This window comes from Hymenobacter persicinus (genome assembly GCF_004167665.1).
Taxonomy (GTDB): domain Bacteria; phylum Bacteroidota; class Bacteroidia; order Cytophagales; family Hymenobacteraceae; genus Hymenobacter; species Hymenobacter persicinus.
The window spans coordinates 66,119-83,505 of the sequence record NZ_SEWE01000006.1 but is presented as its reverse complement, the minus strand read 5'-3'; the positions used below and the strand labels follow the sequence as shown (position 1 = coordinate 83,505).

General features: G+C 62.5%; 12 protein-coding genes. 3 read left to right on the top strand and 9 right to left on the bottom strand.

From position 1 onward, the window contains the following. Positions 1 to 49: 49 nt before the first annotated feature. On the bottom strand, positions 50 to 1,369 hold the full coding sequence (locus tag EWM57_RS04530; protein ID WP_129919945.1) for a cryptochrome/photolyase family protein: 1,320 nt from the start codon (positions 1,367 to 1,369) through the stop codon (positions 50 to 52). A gap of 103 nt (positions 1,370 to 1,472) precedes the next feature. Further along, positions 1,473 to 2,189 (bottom strand): SDR family NAD(P)-dependent oxidoreductase, encoded by a 717-nt coding sequence (locus EWM57_RS04525; RefSeq protein WP_129919944.1) that lies wholly within the window; start codon positions 2,187 to 2,189, stop codon positions 1,473 to 1,475. A gap of 209 nt (positions 2,190 to 2,398) precedes the next feature. Here EWM57_RS04525 and EWM57_RS04520 point away from each other — a divergent pair, with 209 nt between their 5' ends. Next, the gene (locus EWM57_RS04520) at positions 2,399 to 5,848 is read left to right on the top strand and encodes a pyruvate carboxylase (protein ID WP_129919943.1); all 3,450 of its coding nucleotides are present in this window, start codon (positions 2,399 to 2,401) and stop codon (positions 5,846 to 5,848) included. 77 nt (positions 5,849 to 5,925) lie between these two features. Here the strand turns inward: EWM57_RS04520 and EWM57_RS04515 are convergent, their stop codons facing one another. Next, positions 5,926 to 6,420, bottom strand: a complete 495-nt coding sequence (locus EWM57_RS04515; protein ID WP_129919942.1) for an META domain-containing protein — start codon at positions 6,418 to 6,420, stop codon at positions 5,926 to 5,928. 103 nt (positions 6,421 to 6,523) lie between these two features. Here EWM57_RS04515 and EWM57_RS04510 point away from each other — a divergent pair, with 103 nt between their 5' ends. Then, entirely contained in the window at positions 6,524 to 7,870 is a 1,347-nt protein-coding gene (locus EWM57_RS04510) for a M20/M25/M40 family metallo-hydrolase (protein ID WP_129919941.1), read from the top strand. An 86-nt stretch (positions 7,871 to 7,956) separates the two neighbouring features. On the opposite strand, the gene EWM57_RS04505 is transcribed toward EWM57_RS04510, so the two are convergent. The 3 genes from EWM57_RS04505 to EWM57_RS04495 form a co-directional block, all read right to left on the bottom strand. After that, a complete protein-coding gene (locus EWM57_RS04505) occupies positions 7,957 to 8,268 on the bottom strand; it encodes a hypothetical protein (RefSeq protein WP_165370412.1) in 312 nt (103 codons plus the stop codon). Between the two features lie 93 nt (positions 8,269 to 8,361). Then, positions 8,362 to 9,201, bottom strand: a complete 840-nt coding sequence (locus tag EWM57_RS04500) for a transporter (RefSeq protein ID WP_129919939.1) — start codon at positions 9,199 to 9,201, stop codon at positions 8,362 to 8,364. Between the two features lie 137 nt (positions 9,202 to 9,338). Beyond that, complete coding sequence (locus EWM57_RS04495) at positions 9,339 to 10,247, bottom strand: DUF5996 family protein (RefSeq protein ID WP_129919938.1); 909 nt, start codon at positions 10,245 to 10,247, stop codon at positions 9,339 to 9,341. 180 nt (positions 10,248 to 10,427) lie between these two features. On the opposite strand from EWM57_RS04495, the gene EWM57_RS04490 reads away from it, so the two are divergent. Next, positions 10,428 to 11,312, top strand: a complete 885-nt coding sequence (locus EWM57_RS04490; RefSeq protein WP_129919937.1) for an alpha/beta hydrolase — start codon at positions 10,428 to 10,430, stop codon at positions 11,310 to 11,312. A gap of 233 nt (positions 11,313 to 11,545) precedes the next feature. On the opposite strand, the gene EWM57_RS04485 is transcribed toward EWM57_RS04490, so the two are convergent. The 3 genes from EWM57_RS04485 to EWM57_RS04475 all read right to left on the bottom strand — a co-directional run bounded on the left by EWM57_RS04485 (position 11,546) and on the right by EWM57_RS04475 (position 17,309). Beyond that, complete coding sequence (locus tag EWM57_RS04485; protein ID WP_129919936.1) at positions 11,546 to 14,707, bottom strand: efflux RND transporter permease subunit; 3,162 nt, start codon at positions 14,705 to 14,707, stop codon at positions 11,546 to 11,548. Between the two features lie 111 nt (positions 14,708 to 14,818). Further along, positions 14,819 to 15,910 (bottom strand): efflux RND transporter periplasmic adaptor subunit, encoded by a 1,092-nt coding sequence (locus EWM57_RS04480; RefSeq protein WP_129919935.1) that lies wholly within the window; start codon positions 15,908 to 15,910, stop codon positions 14,819 to 14,821. 109 nt (positions 15,911 to 16,019) lie between these two features. Continuing rightward, complete coding sequence (locus EWM57_RS04475) at positions 16,020 to 17,309, bottom strand: TolC family protein (RefSeq protein WP_129919934.1); 1,290 nt, start codon at positions 17,307 to 17,309, stop codon at positions 16,020 to 16,022. Positions 17,310 to 17,387 lie beyond the last annotated feature (78 nt).

Here is a 17,387-nt window from a genome sequence, read left to right as displayed (position 1 = left end):
GGGTCCGGAGGTTCCTGCCGGACCGGATTAAAACGACTGCCGGCGGCCTTTATTCGGCCGCCCGGTAGGCCGCCCGCAACGTGTCGATGGCGCGCTGGCGAGCCAATTTGTGCTCCACGATGGGCGCGGGGTACTTATCGGTACCGAATTCGGGAATCCACTGCCGGGCGTAGGCCAGCTGGGGGTCGTACTGCTCCTGCTGGCTAAGGGGGCTGTAGACCCGAAACCAGGGCGCGGCCACCACGCCGGTGCCCGCCATCCACTGCCAGTTGCCCACGTTGTTAGCCATTTCGTAGTCGATGAGCTTGTCGGCAAAGTACCGCTCCCCCCAGCGCCAGTCGATGAGCAGGTGCTTGACCAGAAAGCCCGCCGCCGCAATCCGGGCCCGGTTGGGCAGGTAGCCGGTTTCGTTGAGCTCCCGCATGCCCGCATCCACGAGCGGGTAGCCCGTGCGGCCTTCGCACCAAGCCTGAAATTCCTTTTCGTTGTTGCGCCAGGGCACCCGGCGCAGGCGCTTCTCGAAGCTTTTGGTGGCCGTTTCGGGATAGTGCCAGAGCAGCATCATGAAGTAGTCGCGCCAGATCAGCTCGTCGAGCAGCTTGGGGTTCAGCTCCCGAGCCTGGGCCATCATTTCCCGCACGCTGAGCGTGCCGAAGCGCAGGTGCACCGAGCGGCGGGTGCTGCCGGGCTCCAGGGCGGGCTGGTCCCGGGTCTGGTCGTAGTGTTTCACCACCGCATCGGAAGGCAGCTTGGCGGGCGGCACCGGCTGCTCGTTGCGCTCAAAGCCCATGTCGGCCAGCGTGGGCCGGGCCGGGGCCTTGGCAACGTGGTGGAGGTGTTCTTTCTTGAACTGCCGCTTGGTGGGGTAGGGCCGGAGCTGCTCGTCCCGCAGGGCCGCGTGCCAGGCCCTGTTGTAGGAGCCGTAAGTCCGCTGGGGCTTGCCCGACTTACTGAGCAGCTCGTCCTTGGCAAAAATCACCTGGTCCTTGACGAGGTGCAGCTCCGCGTCGTGCTTTTTCAGCAGCTTCCCGATGGCTGCGTCCCGCTCGGTGGCGTAGGGCTCGTAATCCTCGTTGGTGTACACGGCGGCCACGTCGTGCTCCTGGAGCAGCTGGGTGAAAATCTTCTCCGGCTGGCCGTAAAAAGCCAGAAACGTGCCGCCGGCTGCCTTGGTCTGAGCCGCCAGCTGTTCCACCGCGTCGAAGATGAACGTGACGCGGGCATCGCGCTTGGTGGGCAGCTGGCTGAGAATTTCCTGGTCGTAGATAAACAGGGGCACCACCGGCAGCCCGCTTTCCAGGGCGGCCGTCAGCCCCGCGTTATCATGCTGACGCAGGTCGCGCCGGTGCCAGAACAGAACGATTTTCATCTAGTTGTCAGTTGCTCGTTGTTGGTTGTCAGTTACTTAGTTGTTCGGCCTTGCTGACGGCTGCTCCTAAGACCTAACAGCCAACAATGAACAACTAAAACCCCTACTTCAGCCGGCCCATGCCGCCATCCACGGGCAGCACTTGGCCGGTAATGTAGGAGCTATGGTCGGAGAGCAGAAAAGAGGCCATGTAGGCCAGGTCCCGGGGCTGACCAATGCGCTGCAACGGGCTGCGCTTGGCGCTGGCTTCCTGCTTTTCGGGCGTGTTGAGCAGCGGGGCGGCCAGGGGCGTATCGGTCAGGGTGGGCGCCACAGCATTCACCCGCACGCCGCTGGCGGCGTACTCGGCGGCCAGGGCCCGGGTGAGGCCTTCCAGACCGGCCTTGGCCGTGGCAATGCTGGCGTGGAAGCTCATACCCGTAGTGGCGGCCACCGTACTGAAGAGCACCACCGACGCGCCCTCGGCCTTTTTAAGCTTCTTCATAACGGCCTGCAGCACCTGCACGGCCCCAAGCACGTTCAGCTCGAAGTCGGAGCGGAAGTCGTCGAGGGGAATCCGCTCGAAGGGGCGCAGCTTGATGCTGCCCGGGCAGTAGACCACCCCGTGCAACACCTCGGGCAAGGCCGCCAGCGTGTCGGCCGGCAGGGGCTGGGTGGCGTCCCAGGGTAGAAACGTGGTGCCCAGCGCGGCCAGCTCCGCCGATTCGTGGCGGGAAGCCGTGAACAGGTGAGCCCCAAGTCCTTGGAGCAGTTCGGCCGTGGCCAGCCCAATGCCGGACGAGGCACCAACGAGAAGAATGTTCTTTTGCGAAAAATCCATGCAGGAGCTACAGTCGAGGTACGAGCTGACAACTAGGCTGCGCAGCCAAGGTTTATATATTGTAACCTAAATCCCGTTTTTGAAGAATAGCAACTATGCGAATAATTGCTGTTAGCAAAAATTCGCTGTTTGATTCGCGCCCTTGCCGTCCTTTTGCCTAGCTTTCGGTCCTGAACGTCACCTCCACGCCAAACCGCTCTTTTCGCGCTATGAACATTCGTAAACTGCTGGTCGCCAACCGCGGCGAAATTGCCATCCGCGTGCTGCGCGCCGCCACCGAGCTAGGCATCCCGACCGTGGCCATCTACACCTACGAGGACCGCTACTCCCTGCACCGCTACAAGGCCGACGAGGCCTACCAGATCGGGCGCGACGACGACCCGCTCAAGCCCTACCTCGACATTGAGGGCATTCTGCGGGTGGCCAAGGAAAACGGCGTGGACGCCATTCACCCTGGCTACGGCTTTCTCTCCGAAAATGCCACCCTGGCCCGGCGCTGCGGGGACGAAGGCATCCGCTTCGTGGGCCCGCGCCCCGAAGTGATGGAGGCCCTTGGCGACAAGGTGGCGGCCAAGAAAGTGGCCGTGCAGTGCCAGGTGCCCATCATCGAAAGCAGCCAGGACGACCTCAACGACTTCGAAACGGCCCAGCGCGAGGCCAACCGCATCGGCTATCCGGTGATGCTCAAGGCGGCCTCCGGCGGCGGCGGCCGGGGCATGCGCGTGATTCGGGACGACGAGCAGTTGGAGCGGGGCTTCTTCGAGGCCCGCAACGAGGCCCTGAAAGCCTTCGGCGACGACACCGTGTTCCTGGAAAAGTATGTGGAGCGGCCCAAGCACATCGAAGTGCAGATTGTGGCTGATACCTACGGCAACATCGTCCACCTCTACGAGCGGGACTGCTCGGTGCAGCGCCGCTTTCAGAAAGTGGTGGAGGTGGCCCCCTCGCTCGATCTGGCCGACCACCAGCGCCACCTGCTCTACGAGTATGCCCTGCGCATCTGCCGGGCCGTGAACTACAACAACGTGGGCACGGTCGAATTCCTGGTGAACCCCGAGCTGGACCGCATCTACTTCATTGAGGTGAACCCGCGCATTCAGGTGGAGCACACCGTGACGGAGATGATAACCGGCATCGACCTGATCAAAACCCAGCTCTACATTGCCGACGGCTACCGGCTCTCCGACCCTGAAATTGGGCTGGAAGTGGGCGGCAAGCCGATGAAAACGGGTTACGCCATTCAGTGCCGCATTACCACCGAGGACCCCGAAAACGACTTCAAGCCCGACTATGGCACCATCGTGGCCTACCGCTCGGCCGGGGGCTTCGGCATCCGCCTCGACCAGGGCTCGGTGTACCAGGGCGCCAAGATTTCGCCGTTTTTTGATTCGCTGCTGGTCAAGGTGTCGGCCCACGCGCCCACGCTGGAAGGGGCGGCCTCGAAGATGGCCCGGACCCTGGACGAGTTCCGCATCCGCGGGGTGCGCACCAACATCCAGTTTCTGCAGAATATCATTGCCCACCCCGAGTTCGTGAGCGGGCACGCCAACGTGGACTTTATCAAGGACCACCCCGAGCTGTTCCGCTACAAGCCCCGGCAGGACCGCGGCTCCAAGGTGCTGGGCTTCGTGGGCGACATTATCGTGAATGGCAACCCCGACGTGAAGGGCCTCGTGGACCCCAAGCGGGAGCTGCGCAAGCCCAAGCTGCCCACCTTCGACCCGGCCGCCGACTATCAGCCCGGCACCAAAAACAAGCTCACCGAGCTGGGCCCCGAAGGCTTTGCCCAGTGGCTGCGCGAGGACCCGCTTATCCACTACACCGATACCACCTTCCGCGACGCCCACCAGAGCCTGCTGGCCACGCGCATGCGCACGTTCGACATGCTCAAGGTGGCGGAGCGCTACGCCAAAATGCACCCGCAGACGTTTTCGATGGAAGTCTGGGGCGGCGCGACCTTCGACGTGGCCCTGCGCTTTCTGCACGAAGACCCCTGGGAACGGCTGGCTAAAATCCGCGAAGCTGTGCCCAACATCCTGCTCCAGATGCTGATCCGCGGGGCCAACGGCGTGGGCTACAAGGCGTATCCGGATAACCTGACCGAGCGGTTTGTGCAGCAGGCCTGGGAAACCGGCGTCGACGTGTTCCGCATCTTCGACTCGCTGAACTGGCTGCCGGGCATGGAGTCCTGCATCAGCTTTGTGCGCAAGAAAACCAAGGGCCTCGCCGAGGCCAGCATCTGCTACACCGGCGACATTCTGGACCCCAAGCGCAACCAGAAGTACTCCCTCGACTACTATCTGCGCCTGGCCAAGCAGGTCGAAGACGCCGGCGCCCACATCTTGTGCATCAAGGACATGGCCGGCCTGCTCAAGCCCTACGCCGCCACCGAGTTGATTACGGCCCTGCGCGAGACGGTCAAGATTCCGATTCACCTGCACACCCACGACACCTCGTCGTTGCAGCCGGCTACCTACCTGAAGGCGGTGGAAGCGGGCGTGAACGTGATTGACGTGGCTATGGGCTCGTTGTCGGGCCTGACTTCCCAGCCCAACTTCAACGCGGTGGTGGAAATGTTTCGCGGCACGCCCCGGCACCGGGAGTTCAACCAGGAGAGCCTCAACGATTTCTCCAACTACTGGGAAACCGTGCGCGAGTACTACTACCCCTTTGAGTCGGGCCTCAAGGCGGGCACCTCGGAGGTGTTCCAGCACGAGATTCCCGGCGGTCAGTACTCCAACCTGCGTCCCCAGGCCGCCGCGCTGGGCCTGGGCGACAAGTTCGAGCAGGTGAAAAAGACCTTCGCTGATGTCAACGAGCTGTTCGGTGACATCGTGAAAGTGACGCCTTCATCGAAAGTGGTCGGCGACATGGCTTTGTTTCTGGTGACCAACAACCTGACCACGGCCGACGTGCTCGACAAGGGCCACGCGCTGAGCTTTCCCGAGTCGGTGCAGAGTTTGTTCCGCGGCGACATCGGGCAGCCCGAGGGCGGCTGGCCTAAGGAACTGCAGAAGCTGATTCTCAAGGATGAAAAGCCCTTCACCGACCGGCCCAACGAGCACCTCAAGCCCATCGACTTCAAGAAGGAGATGAAGGAGTTTGAAGCCAAGTTCGGGGCGCCGGGCAAGTTCACCGACCTGCTCAGCTATCTGCTCTACCCGAAGGTATTCGAGCAGTACTGGGCGCATTTGCAGGAGTTTGGTGACGTGTCGGTGGTGCCGACCCGGGTGTTTTTCTACGGCCTCAAGCCCGGCGAGGAAACCATCATCGACATTGCCCGCGGCAAGTCAGTGATTATTAAGCTGCGGTCCGTGGGCGAGGTCAACGGCGACGGCTGCCGCACCGTGTTCTTCTCCTTCAACGGGCAGACCCGCAACCTGGAAGTGCGCGACAAGTCGGTGGAAGTCAAGACCGTGCGCAACCAGAAAATTGACAAGGGCAACCCCCGGCAGGTGGGCGCCCCGCTCCAGGGCATGCTATCAAAGGTGCTGGTGCAGAATGGGCAGCCGGTTAAGAAAAACACCCCGCTATTCATCATCGAGGCCATGAAGATGGAAACCACCATCACCGCCCCCGACGACACGACCGTGCAAAGCCTGCAGCTGCCGGAAGGCACCCTGGTCAACGCTGACGACCTGGTGCTGACGCTGGGCTAAGCCGCGGAAAGCAGAATGAAAAAGGCGTTGAGCCCGGCCAGAGGGCCCGGTTCAACGCCTTTTTCGTTGGCAACTCTCTAGCGCAGATACACTGCGTGCAGCACGGCAGTCGGGCTGGTGGCCGCGTCTGCGAACAGGCGCAGCGTGTCGCCGCTGAGTTGGTAGGTGCGGGTGGCTTCGAGGGCCCTGGTAAAGCCGGTTTCGGTGACGGTGCCGGCCGGATCGACGCAGGCCATACGCGTGGAAAGCAAGGGGCCGAAGCGTAGCTGGCCAGTGGCGGGCAGCTCAATCGTGCCGCTGAAGCGGTTGCAGCTGCCGTTGCCCTCGGCCCGGAGCTCGGTTTCGCGCAGCAGCAGGTAGGGCTCCCGGCTTTCGGCCGGCGGCGGTACGGGCTGGCCGTTGAGTTGGCGCAGCACCCAGCGCGTGTTGCGCAGCGGTGCCGGGGGCGTCGTGGCCGGCGCCGGGGTGGTAGTGGTGGCCGGAGCGGAGGTGGCGGGGGGCGTGGTCTGGCAGGAAGCGGCGGCTAGGCCGGTTGTCAGCAGCGCGGCAATACGGAGGCGGGAAAGAACCATGAGTGGCAGGCTTTAGGCGGAAAGACGACGGCGCAAGGGCAAAAATTTCGGCCCTGGCGCCCCGAATTCTACTCAAAACCTTGCAAAAGAGTTATTTTGCAAGATGCAAAGAGTACTATTCGCCCTGCTGTGCAGCTGCCTTATTCCCACCGCGCTGCTCGCCCAAAAAAAACCTGTTGCCGCCCCTGTTGCTTCCCCCATTGCCACCGCCACTGTTGATAGAGTGGTGCGCGCCCTGGCCGCCGACGACATGCAGGGCCGCGCCACCACCCAGCCCGGGGGCCTGAAAGCCGCGCAGTTTCTGGCGGCCGAGTTCCGGCGCCTGGAGCTGGCCATGCTGCCGGGCCTGACCACCTACGAGCAGACCTTTCCCGCCTACGAAACCCGCACGGCGGCCCTGTACGTGACTATCAACGGCGTCAACGTGCCCCATGATAAGGCTCTGCTGGTGTCGGGGGAGCCCAAGCTGAACTGGTCCGACGATGACGACCCCGCCGCCCGGGTGATGGTCATTGGGGAGCAGGCCCTGCCTCCGCAGCTGTTTGGCCAGATTTTGCAGCCCAAGGAAAATCTGATTGTGATTCTGGACCCAGCCCACGCCCCGGAGTTTGAGCGCCTGGCCAGGCGCCTGCGCGGGACCACCCTGCACGCCGACAAGCCCGGGCCGTATTCCTGCGTGGTGGTGCTGACGACCACACCCAACGCGGCCATCAAGTTTCGGGTAGCGGCCAACACGGCCGTGCGGCCCCTGGAGCTACGCAACGTGGTGGGCGTGCTGCCCGGCCACGACAAAGCCCGAGCCGAGGAGCTGGTCGTTTTCTCGGCCCACTACGACCACCTGGGCTTCCTGCCGCCCGTGGCCGGCGACTCCATTGCCAACGGCGCCGACGACGATGCCAGCGGTACCACGGCCGTAGTGGCGCTGGCGGAGCACTTCAGGAAGAAAAACGACAATGCCCGCACGCTGGTGTTCGTGGCCTTCACGGGCGAGGAAATCGGGGGCTACGGCGCCCAGTACTTCTCCAAGCAGCTCGACCCCCAGCGGGTAGCGGCCATGTTCAACATCGAAATGATTGGTAAGCAAGCCAAGTTCGGGCCCAACACGGCCTTCATCACTGGCTTCGACAAGTCCGACTTCGGCAAGCTGCTCCAGCAGAACTTAGCCGGTTCCCCGTTCCGCTTCGAGCCCGACCCGTACCCCGAACAGAACCTGTTTTACCGCTCCGATAATGCCACCCTGGCCCGGCTGGGCGTGCCGGCCCACACCATCAGCACCGACCAGATTCCGACCGATAAACGCTACCACACCGTTGACGACGAGGTGGAAAGCCTGGACGTGGCCAACATGACGGCCGTCATTACCGCCATTGCGCGCAGTGCCACCGGCATCATTTCGGGTGCCCAGACGCCGACGCGCATTGCTCCCGAAGCCGTGGTAAAGCGGCCGTAGCCCTGCCATTCCGAGCACGAAAAAGCCCCGGCATCACAACGATACCGGGGCTTTTTCGTGGCTGCCAGGGCGCGGTGGCCGCGGCCTTATTGCTTACGCAACGACGAATTAATGCCGGGCAGAGCGGGGGCGGGCGGGGAAGGAGGCGTGGCAGACGGAGAAGTTGGTTCCTCCAGCAGCGTATCGACCGGCGGAGGCAGCTGCTCGTGCTGGAGCTGGGCCAGCACCCCGGCGTTGAGGTAGCGTGGATTGGCCGGTTCGGGGTCGTTGAGGCCGGTCAGGGAAGTGCCGTGCCGCGGCATATCGGCCGACTGGGCCCAGCTATAGTGCGTCGCAACCATGAAGAGCAAAGCGAGAAGCAGAAAGTATAATTTCTTCATGTCGCGGTTTTTTAACATTTATTATTGAACAAATATAATAAAAGGATTTAAACAAAAAAACAGCCGGACGAAAAACGCCGGCTGTCAGAACTATGGGATAGGAAGACGGGGCTAGTGCAGCGGCATTCGTAAGCTCAGGCCGCCGCCCACGGTGAACCCCTGCCGGGCGGCGCCGGACAGGGCCTGCCCCGCCGTGAGGTCGAAGCGCAGGCCCGGGTAGGGCCGCCAGGAAACGCCAGTAGTCAGGCCCGGCGCCAGCTTCTGCTGCTGCCGCCAGGTGGTGTAGCCCTCGGCGAAGAAGTTGAACCGCCCACCCAGAGGGCCGTGCAGGGCCAACGTACCCAGGTATTGGCCCACCTTGGTATCGGCGGCGCGGAAGCCCCGCTGCCGGAAACCCAGGTTGGATTCGAGCCGGTACCGCTCCCCGATAACCTGGGACACGAGCAGGCGGCCGCCGGGCTCCAGAGTCTTGTCCTGAAAGGATTTGTCGCCATTGCGCATGGTCATTTCGGCCAGCACTATCACCTGCGAGCGGGCATTCTGGGTGGTGGAAGCCAGAAACTTAGCCCCCACGGTCAGGGGGGCGAAGCCGGTGGGGGTGACCACGGCGCCGGGCGTTTCGCTCGAGGCCCCGGGCCGGGCCAGGGGCGTCACGTAGCTCTGGGCCACGCGCAGCTCGATGTCGTTGAAGAAGCCGATGCGCAGCACGCCGGTCGAAACCGGCCGGTTTAAGGACCCGGTGCTGCTGAAGGGGTAGTAGTGGTGCAGGTCCGCGTCGAGCTGAAATTGCCCGGGGTACAGCATGTTGGTGGTGATGGTTTGCCCCGAGCGGTCGGGACGAACCTGGCGAACGAAAGTTGACTCTTTGTAATCAATGATTTCCGTCTGGGCCAAGGTGCGGGTGGCGGCGCTCAGTAGCACGGCCGACCCAAGCAGAATGGTCTTGCGCATTCCTTGTGACGCAAGCCGCTGCTTTTAAGTTCGACTTTTCCGGGAAAACTTATCTTTTACGAAGACAACTAACCCAGGGTTACGGTACTAGGAGTATCTTTTTGCCCCGATTTTTGCCGGCCGCAACCCAAACTCAGTTACTCCAGTCGCTCCAGCGCCGTCCGGTCCCAACGGGCCAGCATGGCGCCGGCTTCGTAGGTGCTCTGCAAAAAGGAAAGCAGCTTGTGGTCGGGGTTGGCTGCGGTCCGGACGGCCTCGTAGGGCAGCAGAAATTCGCCCAGCGCGTCGTTGAAGTAGGCTTCCTTGGGGTGCACGTGAAAACCGGCCAGGCCCTGGGGGCTGGGGGCCGCGTAAGCGTAGAAAGCGGCATCCTGGTCCCCGACGCCCGGCCAGAAGCCGTGGCTGATAACTTCGTGGGAATAGGCTTCCCTCGTGATACGGTCGGCGCCGTCCCGGGCCGGTGCGCGGCGGCCCGAGAAGCGGGTGACGGCCAGATCGAAGCTGCCCCAGAAGAAATGAACCGGGCTGCATTTGCCCAGAAAGCGGCCCCGAAAAACCTCCAACACCCGGCCGGCCTGACTCAAAGCCCGCCAGAAGCGGTGGGCGTACTCCGGGTCGTAGCTGGCGTGCTCGTGGTCCTGGTCGAAGGGAATGGGGTCGTCGATTTCCACCGGCACCTTCCAGATTTTCACGTACAGCCCCAACTCGGCCAGCTGGTGCAGAAGCTCCTGGTAGAAGTCGGCCACGCTGCGGGGCTCCAGCTTCAGGGTGCGCCGGGCCCCGTCGCTGCACTGAATCAGCAGCTGGTGGTCGATGAAGTCGAAGTCAATCTGGAAGCTGCGGGCCTCGTAGGGCATGGCCGTCGTGGTCAGGCCCCGGGCCGTGACGTAGAGCGGCACATTCCACCAATGGTTGACCAGCGGCACGCAGGCCAGCCGGATTTTGCCCACCATCTGCGTCCACAGGTGCAGGGTCGAGCGGGTGTCTTGCCATTCGGCCAGCGGCAGGGCCGGCCAGGCTTCGTGCAGGTGAGTAGAGGCAGCCATAGGAGGGAAGAGTGAGGGAATCAGAGCAGTAGTTGAATATAGGAAAACCTGCTCGGATATCGACTGCCGCCAACGCCAGCTTGCCCTGCCGGCCGTTTGCGGACCACTGCCGGGAATTTCTACCTTCGCGGACCGCCCACCCGGGCGGCGTTAGTTGGCCACTAAACCCCGTTGCTGCTCATGAAAAACGTTCCGCGCCTGCTTCTGATTGTGTTGCTTCTGCTGTGCGCGGGCCCGGGGGCCTGGGCGGCCAGAGTGGATACGGTGGCCATTGCCAGCCCGGCCATGCAGAAAACCTACAAGGCGGCCGTGGTACTGCCCGATTCTTACGCCAAAAACAAGAAGGCCGCGTACCCGGTGCTGTACCTGCTGCACGGCGCCTTTGGTCACTTCAGCAACTGGCTGGCCAAGACGCCCGATAAAAGCCTGGTGCACCGGCTTGCCGACCAGTACAACCTGATTATTGTGCTGCCGGAAGGGGAAACGTTCAGCTTCTACCTCGACAGCCCCATAGACAAGGGCAGCCAGTTTGAAACCTACCTTACCCAGGATGTTATCGGGAAGATTGACGCCACCTACCGCACGGTGCGCCGCCGCGAGGGCCGGGTTATTTCGGGCCTGTCGATGGGCGGGCACGGCGCGCTGTATTTGTCGGGGCGGCATCCGGAGCTATTTGCCGCCGCCGGCAGCATGAGCGGGGCCCTGGATTTGTCGACGGCCAACCGCCGGCTTACCCCCGAGGAAGTGAAGTTTCGGCAAAACATCTTCGCCCCCATTCTGGGCACCGAGGAGGCCAATCCGCAGCTCTACGCCGCCAACTCGGTGATGATGATGGCCGACAAGCTGCGCGCCAACGGCTTGCCCCTCATCATCGACTGCGGCGTGGACGACGGCCTGATTGACATCAACCGGGAGCTGCACCGCCGCCTCGTCTACAACCACACGCCCCACGACTACGCCGAGCGGCCCGGGGCCCACACCTGGGAGTACTGGCAAAACGCGCTGCCCTACCACCTGCTGTTTTTCAGCAACGTGCTGCGGGCCAACGGCGTGCTGGTGCCATAATCGGTCGAGCCGCTAACAGCCTGATATGATGCCGTAGAGACGCATAATTGCGTCTCAATCGTTGGACGAAAATGCTCGAACGACTTCCTGACGGCGCGGACGCAGAGCCCCAAGGTTGCGGCTCTACATTGTTTGGTACATCCCAAGTAACTCGCTGTTGAAACTTCAGTTGTAAGTCCTTTTCAAAAAAAGCCCGGCACTGCGCCGGGCTTTTTTGTCGGGAATAGGGAAGGTTAATGGGCCATTTCCAGCTCCCGCTGTTCGGTGTGAAGCTCGGGGTCGTTGCCGTAGTGGGTGTGCTCGGCGCGGTAGAACCGTTCGAAAATCAGCGGGAAGATGAACAGCGTGAGCACCGTGCCGGTAATCAGGCCGCCGATGACCACGATGGCCAGGGGCTTGCTGGTTTCGGAGCCGATGCCCGTACTCAGCGCGGCCGGCAGCAGCCCGATGGTGGCCATCAGGGCCGTCATGACCACGGGCCGCACCCGGCTCGTGACCCCGTCGAAGATGCTGCGGTCGAGGCTAAGCTTGCGGACCAGGTTCTGCTTGAAGACCGATATCAAAATCACGCCGTTCTGGATGCAGATGCCGAAGAGGGCAATGAAGCCGATGCCGGCCGAGATGCTGAAGTTGGTGTGGGTGATGAGCAGGGCCGCCACGCCGCCGATGATGGCAAACGGCACGTTGATGAGCACCAGGCCCGCGTCCTTGAGGTTGCCGAAGAGCACAAATAGAATAAAGAAAATCAGGGCCAGCGAGATGGGCACCACCTGGGTCAGGCGCTGGGTGGCGCGGCGCTGATTTTCGAAGTCACCGGTCCACTTGAGGGTGTAGCCCTTGGGCAGTTGCACGGCGGCGGCCACCTTCTTCTGGGCTTCCTCGATGGTGGAGCCCATGTCGCGGCCCCGAATGCTGAACTTGACGGCGGCAAAGCGCTGGTTGTCGTCGCGGTAGATGAGCGAAGGGCCTGTGACCATGCCGATGGTGGCAATTTCGGACATGGGCACCGTTTTGCCATCCTGAGTGGGCACCATCAGGGCCCCGATTTCCTCGGGCGTCTGCCGGAACTGCTCCTGGTAGCGCACCCGGATCGGGAATTTTCGCTCCCCTTCGTATAGCTGGGAGGCCTGCTTGCCGCCCACGGCCAGCTCGAGCACGGCGTTGGCGTCGGCCTTGCTGATGCCGTAGCTGGCCATGCGGCCCTCGTCGAGGCTGACCTGGAGCTCGGGCTGGCCGATGTTGCGCAGCGCGCCCAGATCATCGATGCCCTTGATATTCTTGAGGATGCCGTAGACCTGGCGGGCCTTGCTTTCCATAAGTTTGAGGTCGGTGCCGTAGATCTTAACGGCAATGGAGCCTTTCACGCCCGAGGCGGCTTCCTCCACGTTGTCGGTGATGGGCTGGGAGAAGTTGAAGTCGACGCCGGGGAAGCGGGCCAGTTTCTCCTTCATGTGCTCAATGAGGGCCTCGCGGTTGGCCTTGCTCTTCATTTCCTTGTTGACCTCGGGCGTGTGCTTGAGCTGGACCAGAAACTCGTTGTTGTAGAAGCCCGTCGGGTCGGTGCCGTCGTTGGGGCGGCCGGTCTGGCTGACCACGTCGCCGACCTCGGGGAAGGTCAGAAACACCCGGCGCATCTCGTTGCAGAGCTTGTTCGACTCGTCGAGGGAAATGCTCAGCGGCAGCTGGGCCCGCACGTAGATCGAGCCTTCGTTGAGCTCGGGCAGAAACTCCGAGCCCAGGAAGTGAAACGAGCCCAGCCCGACCACTACCGCCGCCGAGGCCAGCAGCAAACTGATTTTCTTGCGGCCGTAGGTGAAGCGGAAAAAGCGCTGGGCGCCGCTGTTGATGGCCCGCACGAAGAAGTTGTCTTTCTCCCGCACGTTCTTGTTGAGCAGCAGCGAGGCCAGCACCGGCACCAGCGTCAGGGTGAAAATCAGGGCCCCGAGCAGGGCGAAGCCCAGGGTCCAGGCCAGGGGGCTGAACACCTTGCCCTCGACCTTCTCGAAGGAGAAGATGGGCAGCAGAGCCGTGATGATGATGGCCTTGGCGAAGAAAATGGCCTTGCCCATCTCCCGGCCGCTCTTTTTGATCAAGCCCAGCTTGGCCAGCTTGTTGAACTTCTCCATGCCGACCTTGTGGGCGCGATGGTCGAGGGCCACGAACAGCCCCTCGACCATCACCACGGCCCCGTCGATGATGATGCCGAAGTCGATGGCGCCCATGCTGAGCAGGTTGGCCGACATGCCCTTCAGGCGCAGGCAGATAAAGGCGAACAGCAGGGCCAGCGGAATGATGATGGACACGATGATGGTCGTGCGCCAGTCGGCCATGAACAGAAACACGATGAGCGTGACCAGCACAATACCTTCCATCAGGTTGTGAATCACGGTTTCGGTGCTGAAGTCGATGAGCTGTTGCCGGTCGTAGAACGTTTTGATCTGCACGCCGGCGGGCAGGATTTTCTCGTTGAGCTCCGTGACTTTATCCTTGAGGCGGGCAATAACTTCGGACGGATTCTCGCCCTTGCGCATCACCACGATGCCCTCCACCATGTCATCGTTGCGGTTGCGGCCCACCCGGCCCAGGCGCGACAGCGCCGACTCGTGCACGATGGCCACGTCCTTGACCAGAATCGGGGCCCCGCCCACGTTCTTGACCACCGTGTTGTTGAGGTCGGAGATGTTGTTGAGCAGGCCGATGCCGCGCACCACGTAGTTCTGCTGCCCGGCCGTGATGACGTCGCCGCCCACGTTCACGTTGGAGCGCGAAATGGCGTTGTAGAGGTCCAGGGGCGTCAGGCCCAGGTTCTGGAGCTTGCCCGGGTTCACGCTGATTTCGTAGGCCTTCACCTCGCCGCCGAAGCTGTTCACGTCGGCCACGCCGGGCACGGCCTTCAGGTTGCGCTCCACCACCCAGTCCTGCAGGGTTTTCAGCTCCCGGGTGGTCTGGTCCTTGCTTTCCAGGGTGTAGCGGAAGATTTCGCCGGTCGGGCCGTAAGGCGGCTGCACGTCGGGGTCGGCGCCCTCGGGCAAATCCACCTCCCGGAGCAGGTTGTTGACCTGCTGGCGGGCGAAGGCGTCGTCCACTCCGTCGTCGAAAATCACCTTCACCACCGACAGGCCAAACAGCGAGGTGCTGCGCACGTTGGTTTTTTTCTGGACCGGGTTCAGGGCAATTTCGATGGGCACGGTCACGAACTTCTCAATCTCCTCGGCCGAGCGGCCCGGCAGCTGGGTGATGATGGTAATTTCGGTGTTCGTGACGTCGGGGAAGGCCTCGATGGGCGTGTTGCGGTAGCTGACCACCCCGGCAATGATGGTGGCCAGGGTCATCAAAAAGATGAATCCTTTGTTTTTAAGCGAAAAGGCGATGATGCCCTGGATGAACTTATTCATTTGCTGCGGCTTAACGGGTAGCGCGGAGGCGAAAGGGAAGGCAATGCGGAGCCGGGCAACCGGCTCCGGGGAGCGGGAGGGACCGTAGAATCAGAAGAAAGCAGGGTGGAACTAGTCGTTGAGTTCGTCGTAGACCAGCAGCTGGTTCTGGGCAATGATTTTCTCGCCGTCCTTGAGGCCCGCGGCCACGTAGCTCACGTCGCCCACGGTCTTGTCAATCTTCACCTCGCGGGTCTGGATGTGGCTTTTATCGTGAAACACCATCACGAAATTGCGGTCCTTGTCAAACACCACGCTCTTGGCCGGAATGGCCAGCATGGCGCGGTCCTCGGTGTTGCGCACCTTGATCTGGGCGTACATGCCGGGCTTGAGCAGGTAGCCCGGGTTTTCGAGGCGCACGCGCACCTTCATCACCTTGCTGTCGGGGTCAAGCACGTTGAACACCTTATCGATGCGGCCGCTGAAGAGCTTGTCGGGGTAGCTCAGGGTGGTCACGTCGGCGTGGTAGCCCTGCTGCATCTTGGCAATATCCGACTCAAACACGTTGGCCATAATCCAGACGTTGTCGAGGTTGCTGACCGTGAATAGGTTGCCCACGTTGTCGGCGTTGAACTGCATGTGGTCCGTCACGTTTTTCTCGGTGATAAAGCCCGAAATCGGGGCCCGCAGTTCGTAGGTGCCGTCGGCCGACACGCCGTAGACGCTCAGCTGCTTGCGGCTCTTGCCCACGTTGCCCCGGGCCTTTTGCAGCTCCTTGCGGGCCAGCACCACGTCGCGCTCCGAGCTCAGGCCGGCGGCAAACTGGTCTTCGGCCACCTGCAGGTTTTTGCGGGCAATGTCGAGGTCGGTGCCGGCGGCGGAGCTTTGGTTTTGCAGGTCGGCAATTTCCCCGCTCTTAATCACGGCCAGCACCTGGCCCTTGGTGACATGGTCGCCGAGCTCCACCGAAAGCTGCTCCACCACGCCGCCCACCAGCGGGTACACCTTCACGGTCTTGTCGCCGTCGGTGGCAATCTGGCCCGACAGCGTCAGCTCGTTGCGCACGGGCTGCTCGCGCACCGTGTCAATCTTGATTTCGCGCAGCATGGTGTCGGAAAGCGTGAAGCCGGCGGAGGCTTTGGCGGTTTCGGCGGGCTGGGAGCAGGCAGCCAGGCCCAGAGCCAGCGGCAGGGCGGTGGCGAGAAAAAGAGGAAAGCGGTTCATATCGGAGGTCTTAAGGACGGAGGTCTTAGAAATCAGGCTTTGGGAATCAGGGCTTAGGCGGTAGAGAAGGGGCGAAAAATCTTAGCCCCAAGGCCATAAACCCTAAAGTCTACTCGGCTTTGAAGAGGGGGCGGCCGACGGCGTAGTTGAGTTGTTCGAAAGCCCGCACGCGGCTGGCGCGCAGGTTGTTGAGCTGCACGAGGTTGTTTTTGTAGCTTTCGTAGAAGTCCAGAAACTCGACGATGGTCAGGTTGCGCTTGGCGTAGCTCTGCTCGATGCCGCCCATGAGCCGGTCGAAGTCGCCGGTGGTGCCGTCGGTGCCTTGCAGCAGCAGGCTGGTTTGCTGGGCCAGGCGCCAGGCCTCCTGCACGTCGTTGCGCACCACGAGCTGCTGCTGGCTGAGTTGGGCCTTGGTTACTTCTACCTGCGCCCGGGCCGAACGGATGTTGCCCTGGTTGCGGTTGAACAGCGGCACGGCCACGCCCAGGGTCAGGGCGTTGTAGTTCTGAATGTAGGAACCAGCCCGGTCGTAGACGTAGCCTACGGCCAGGTCGGGCGTGGCCAGGGCGCGCTGCAGGCGCAGGTTCTGGTTCTGCTGCTGCACGGCGGCCTGCCGGGCCCGCACATCGGCGCGGGCTACCAGGGCGGTATCGGCCAGCTGCTGCTCGGAGTAGCCGTTCAGGCTCAGCCCGCGCAGCCGGTCGAGCGAAGCTACGGGCCGGTAGTAGACGCCAGAATCATCGTGGAGCAGCACGCGCAGGTCGGTTTGCTCGGCGGCAATGTCGGAGAGCAGCTGGTGGCGTTCATTCTCGAGCTGAAACAGAAAGGCCTTGAGGCGAATAACTTCCTTTAGCGCGATGTTGCCCTTGGCGTACTGCCCCTGGTAGAGGCTGACCGTGTGCCGGAACGAGGCCACTTCCTGGTCGTAGACGGCCACGCTGCGCTGCTTGAAATACAGGTCGTAAAAGGTGGTGCGGAGCTGGTAGCGCAGCTGGCGCAGCAAATCCTGGAAGTTGAACTGCTCGACCAAGGCGTTTTGCTGGGCCACGTTCGCGGCGGCCTTACGGCGGCCGGCCAAGGCAAACAGCTGCTGCACCTGCACAATGCTTTGGCCGGTGCGGGTCACGTCCAGGGTTTTGCGGGTCACCTGGTTGTAGGTGTTCTGCTCAATCGAGACGGTGGGGTTGTCCCAGACGCGGGCCTGCTGAATCAGGGCCTCGGCCGCCGACACGTTGTATTGCTGAGCCAGCAGCGAGAGGTTGCCTTCCACAAAGCGTCGCTCGGCGTCGGGCAGGGTGAGCGAGGCGGTGTCGGGCTCGATGGGAGCGGGGGCGGCTCCGGCGCGGGCAGTGCCGGCGAGGAGCAGAAGGGCAAAAAGCAGAAAGCGGGAGCGAAGCATATCCGGAATTCGGGGTTGGATATGCAAGTGTACTGGGGCAGTATTAGGCCGGAATTAGAGCCACATTAGAACCGCATT

Coding starts and splice junctions, on each gene's coding strand:
- EWM57_RS04475 (WP_129919934.1), bottom strand. CDS start 17,309: ATGCTTCGCTCCCGCTTTCTGCTTTTTGCCCTTCTGCTCCTCGCCGGC.
- EWM57_RS04520 (WP_129919943.1), top strand. CDS start 2,399: ATGAACATTCGTAAACTGCTGGTCGCCAACCGCGGCGAAATTGCCATC.
- EWM57_RS04510 (WP_129919941.1), top strand. CDS start 6,524: ATGCAAAGAGTACTATTCGCCCTGCTGTGCAGCTGCCTTATTCCCACC.
- EWM57_RS04480 (WP_129919935.1), bottom strand. CDS start 15,910: ATGAACCGCTTTCCTCTTTTTCTCGCCACCGCCCTGCCGCTGGCTCTG.
- EWM57_RS04525 (WP_129919944.1), bottom strand. CDS start 2,189: ATGGATTTTTCGCAAAAGAACATTCTTCTCGTTGGTGCCTCGTCCGGC.
- EWM57_RS04515 (WP_129919942.1), bottom strand. CDS start 6,420: ATGGTTCTTTCCCGCCTCCGTATTGCCGCGCTGCTGACAACCGGCCTA.
- EWM57_RS04505 (WP_165370412.1), bottom strand. CDS start 8,268: ATGTTAAAAAACCGCGACATGAAGAAATTATACTTTCTGCTTCTCGCT.
- EWM57_RS04485 (WP_129919936.1), bottom strand. CDS start 14,707: ATGAATAAGTTCATCCAGGGCATCATCGCCTTTTCGCTTAAAAACAAA.
- EWM57_RS04495 (WP_129919938.1), bottom strand. CDS start 10,247: ATGGCTGCCTCTACTCACCTGCACGAAGCCTGGCCGGCCCTGCCGCTG.
- EWM57_RS04530 (WP_129919945.1), bottom strand. CDS start 1,369: ATGAAAATCGTTCTGTTCTGGCACCGGCGCGACCTGCGTCAGCATGAT.
- EWM57_RS04500 (WP_129919939.1), bottom strand. CDS start 9,201: ATGCGCAAGACCATTCTGCTTGGGTCGGCCGTGCTACTGAGCGCCGCC.
- EWM57_RS04490 (WP_129919937.1), top strand. CDS start 10,428: ATGAAAAACGTTCCGCGCCTGCTTCTGATTGTGTTGCTTCTGCTGTGC.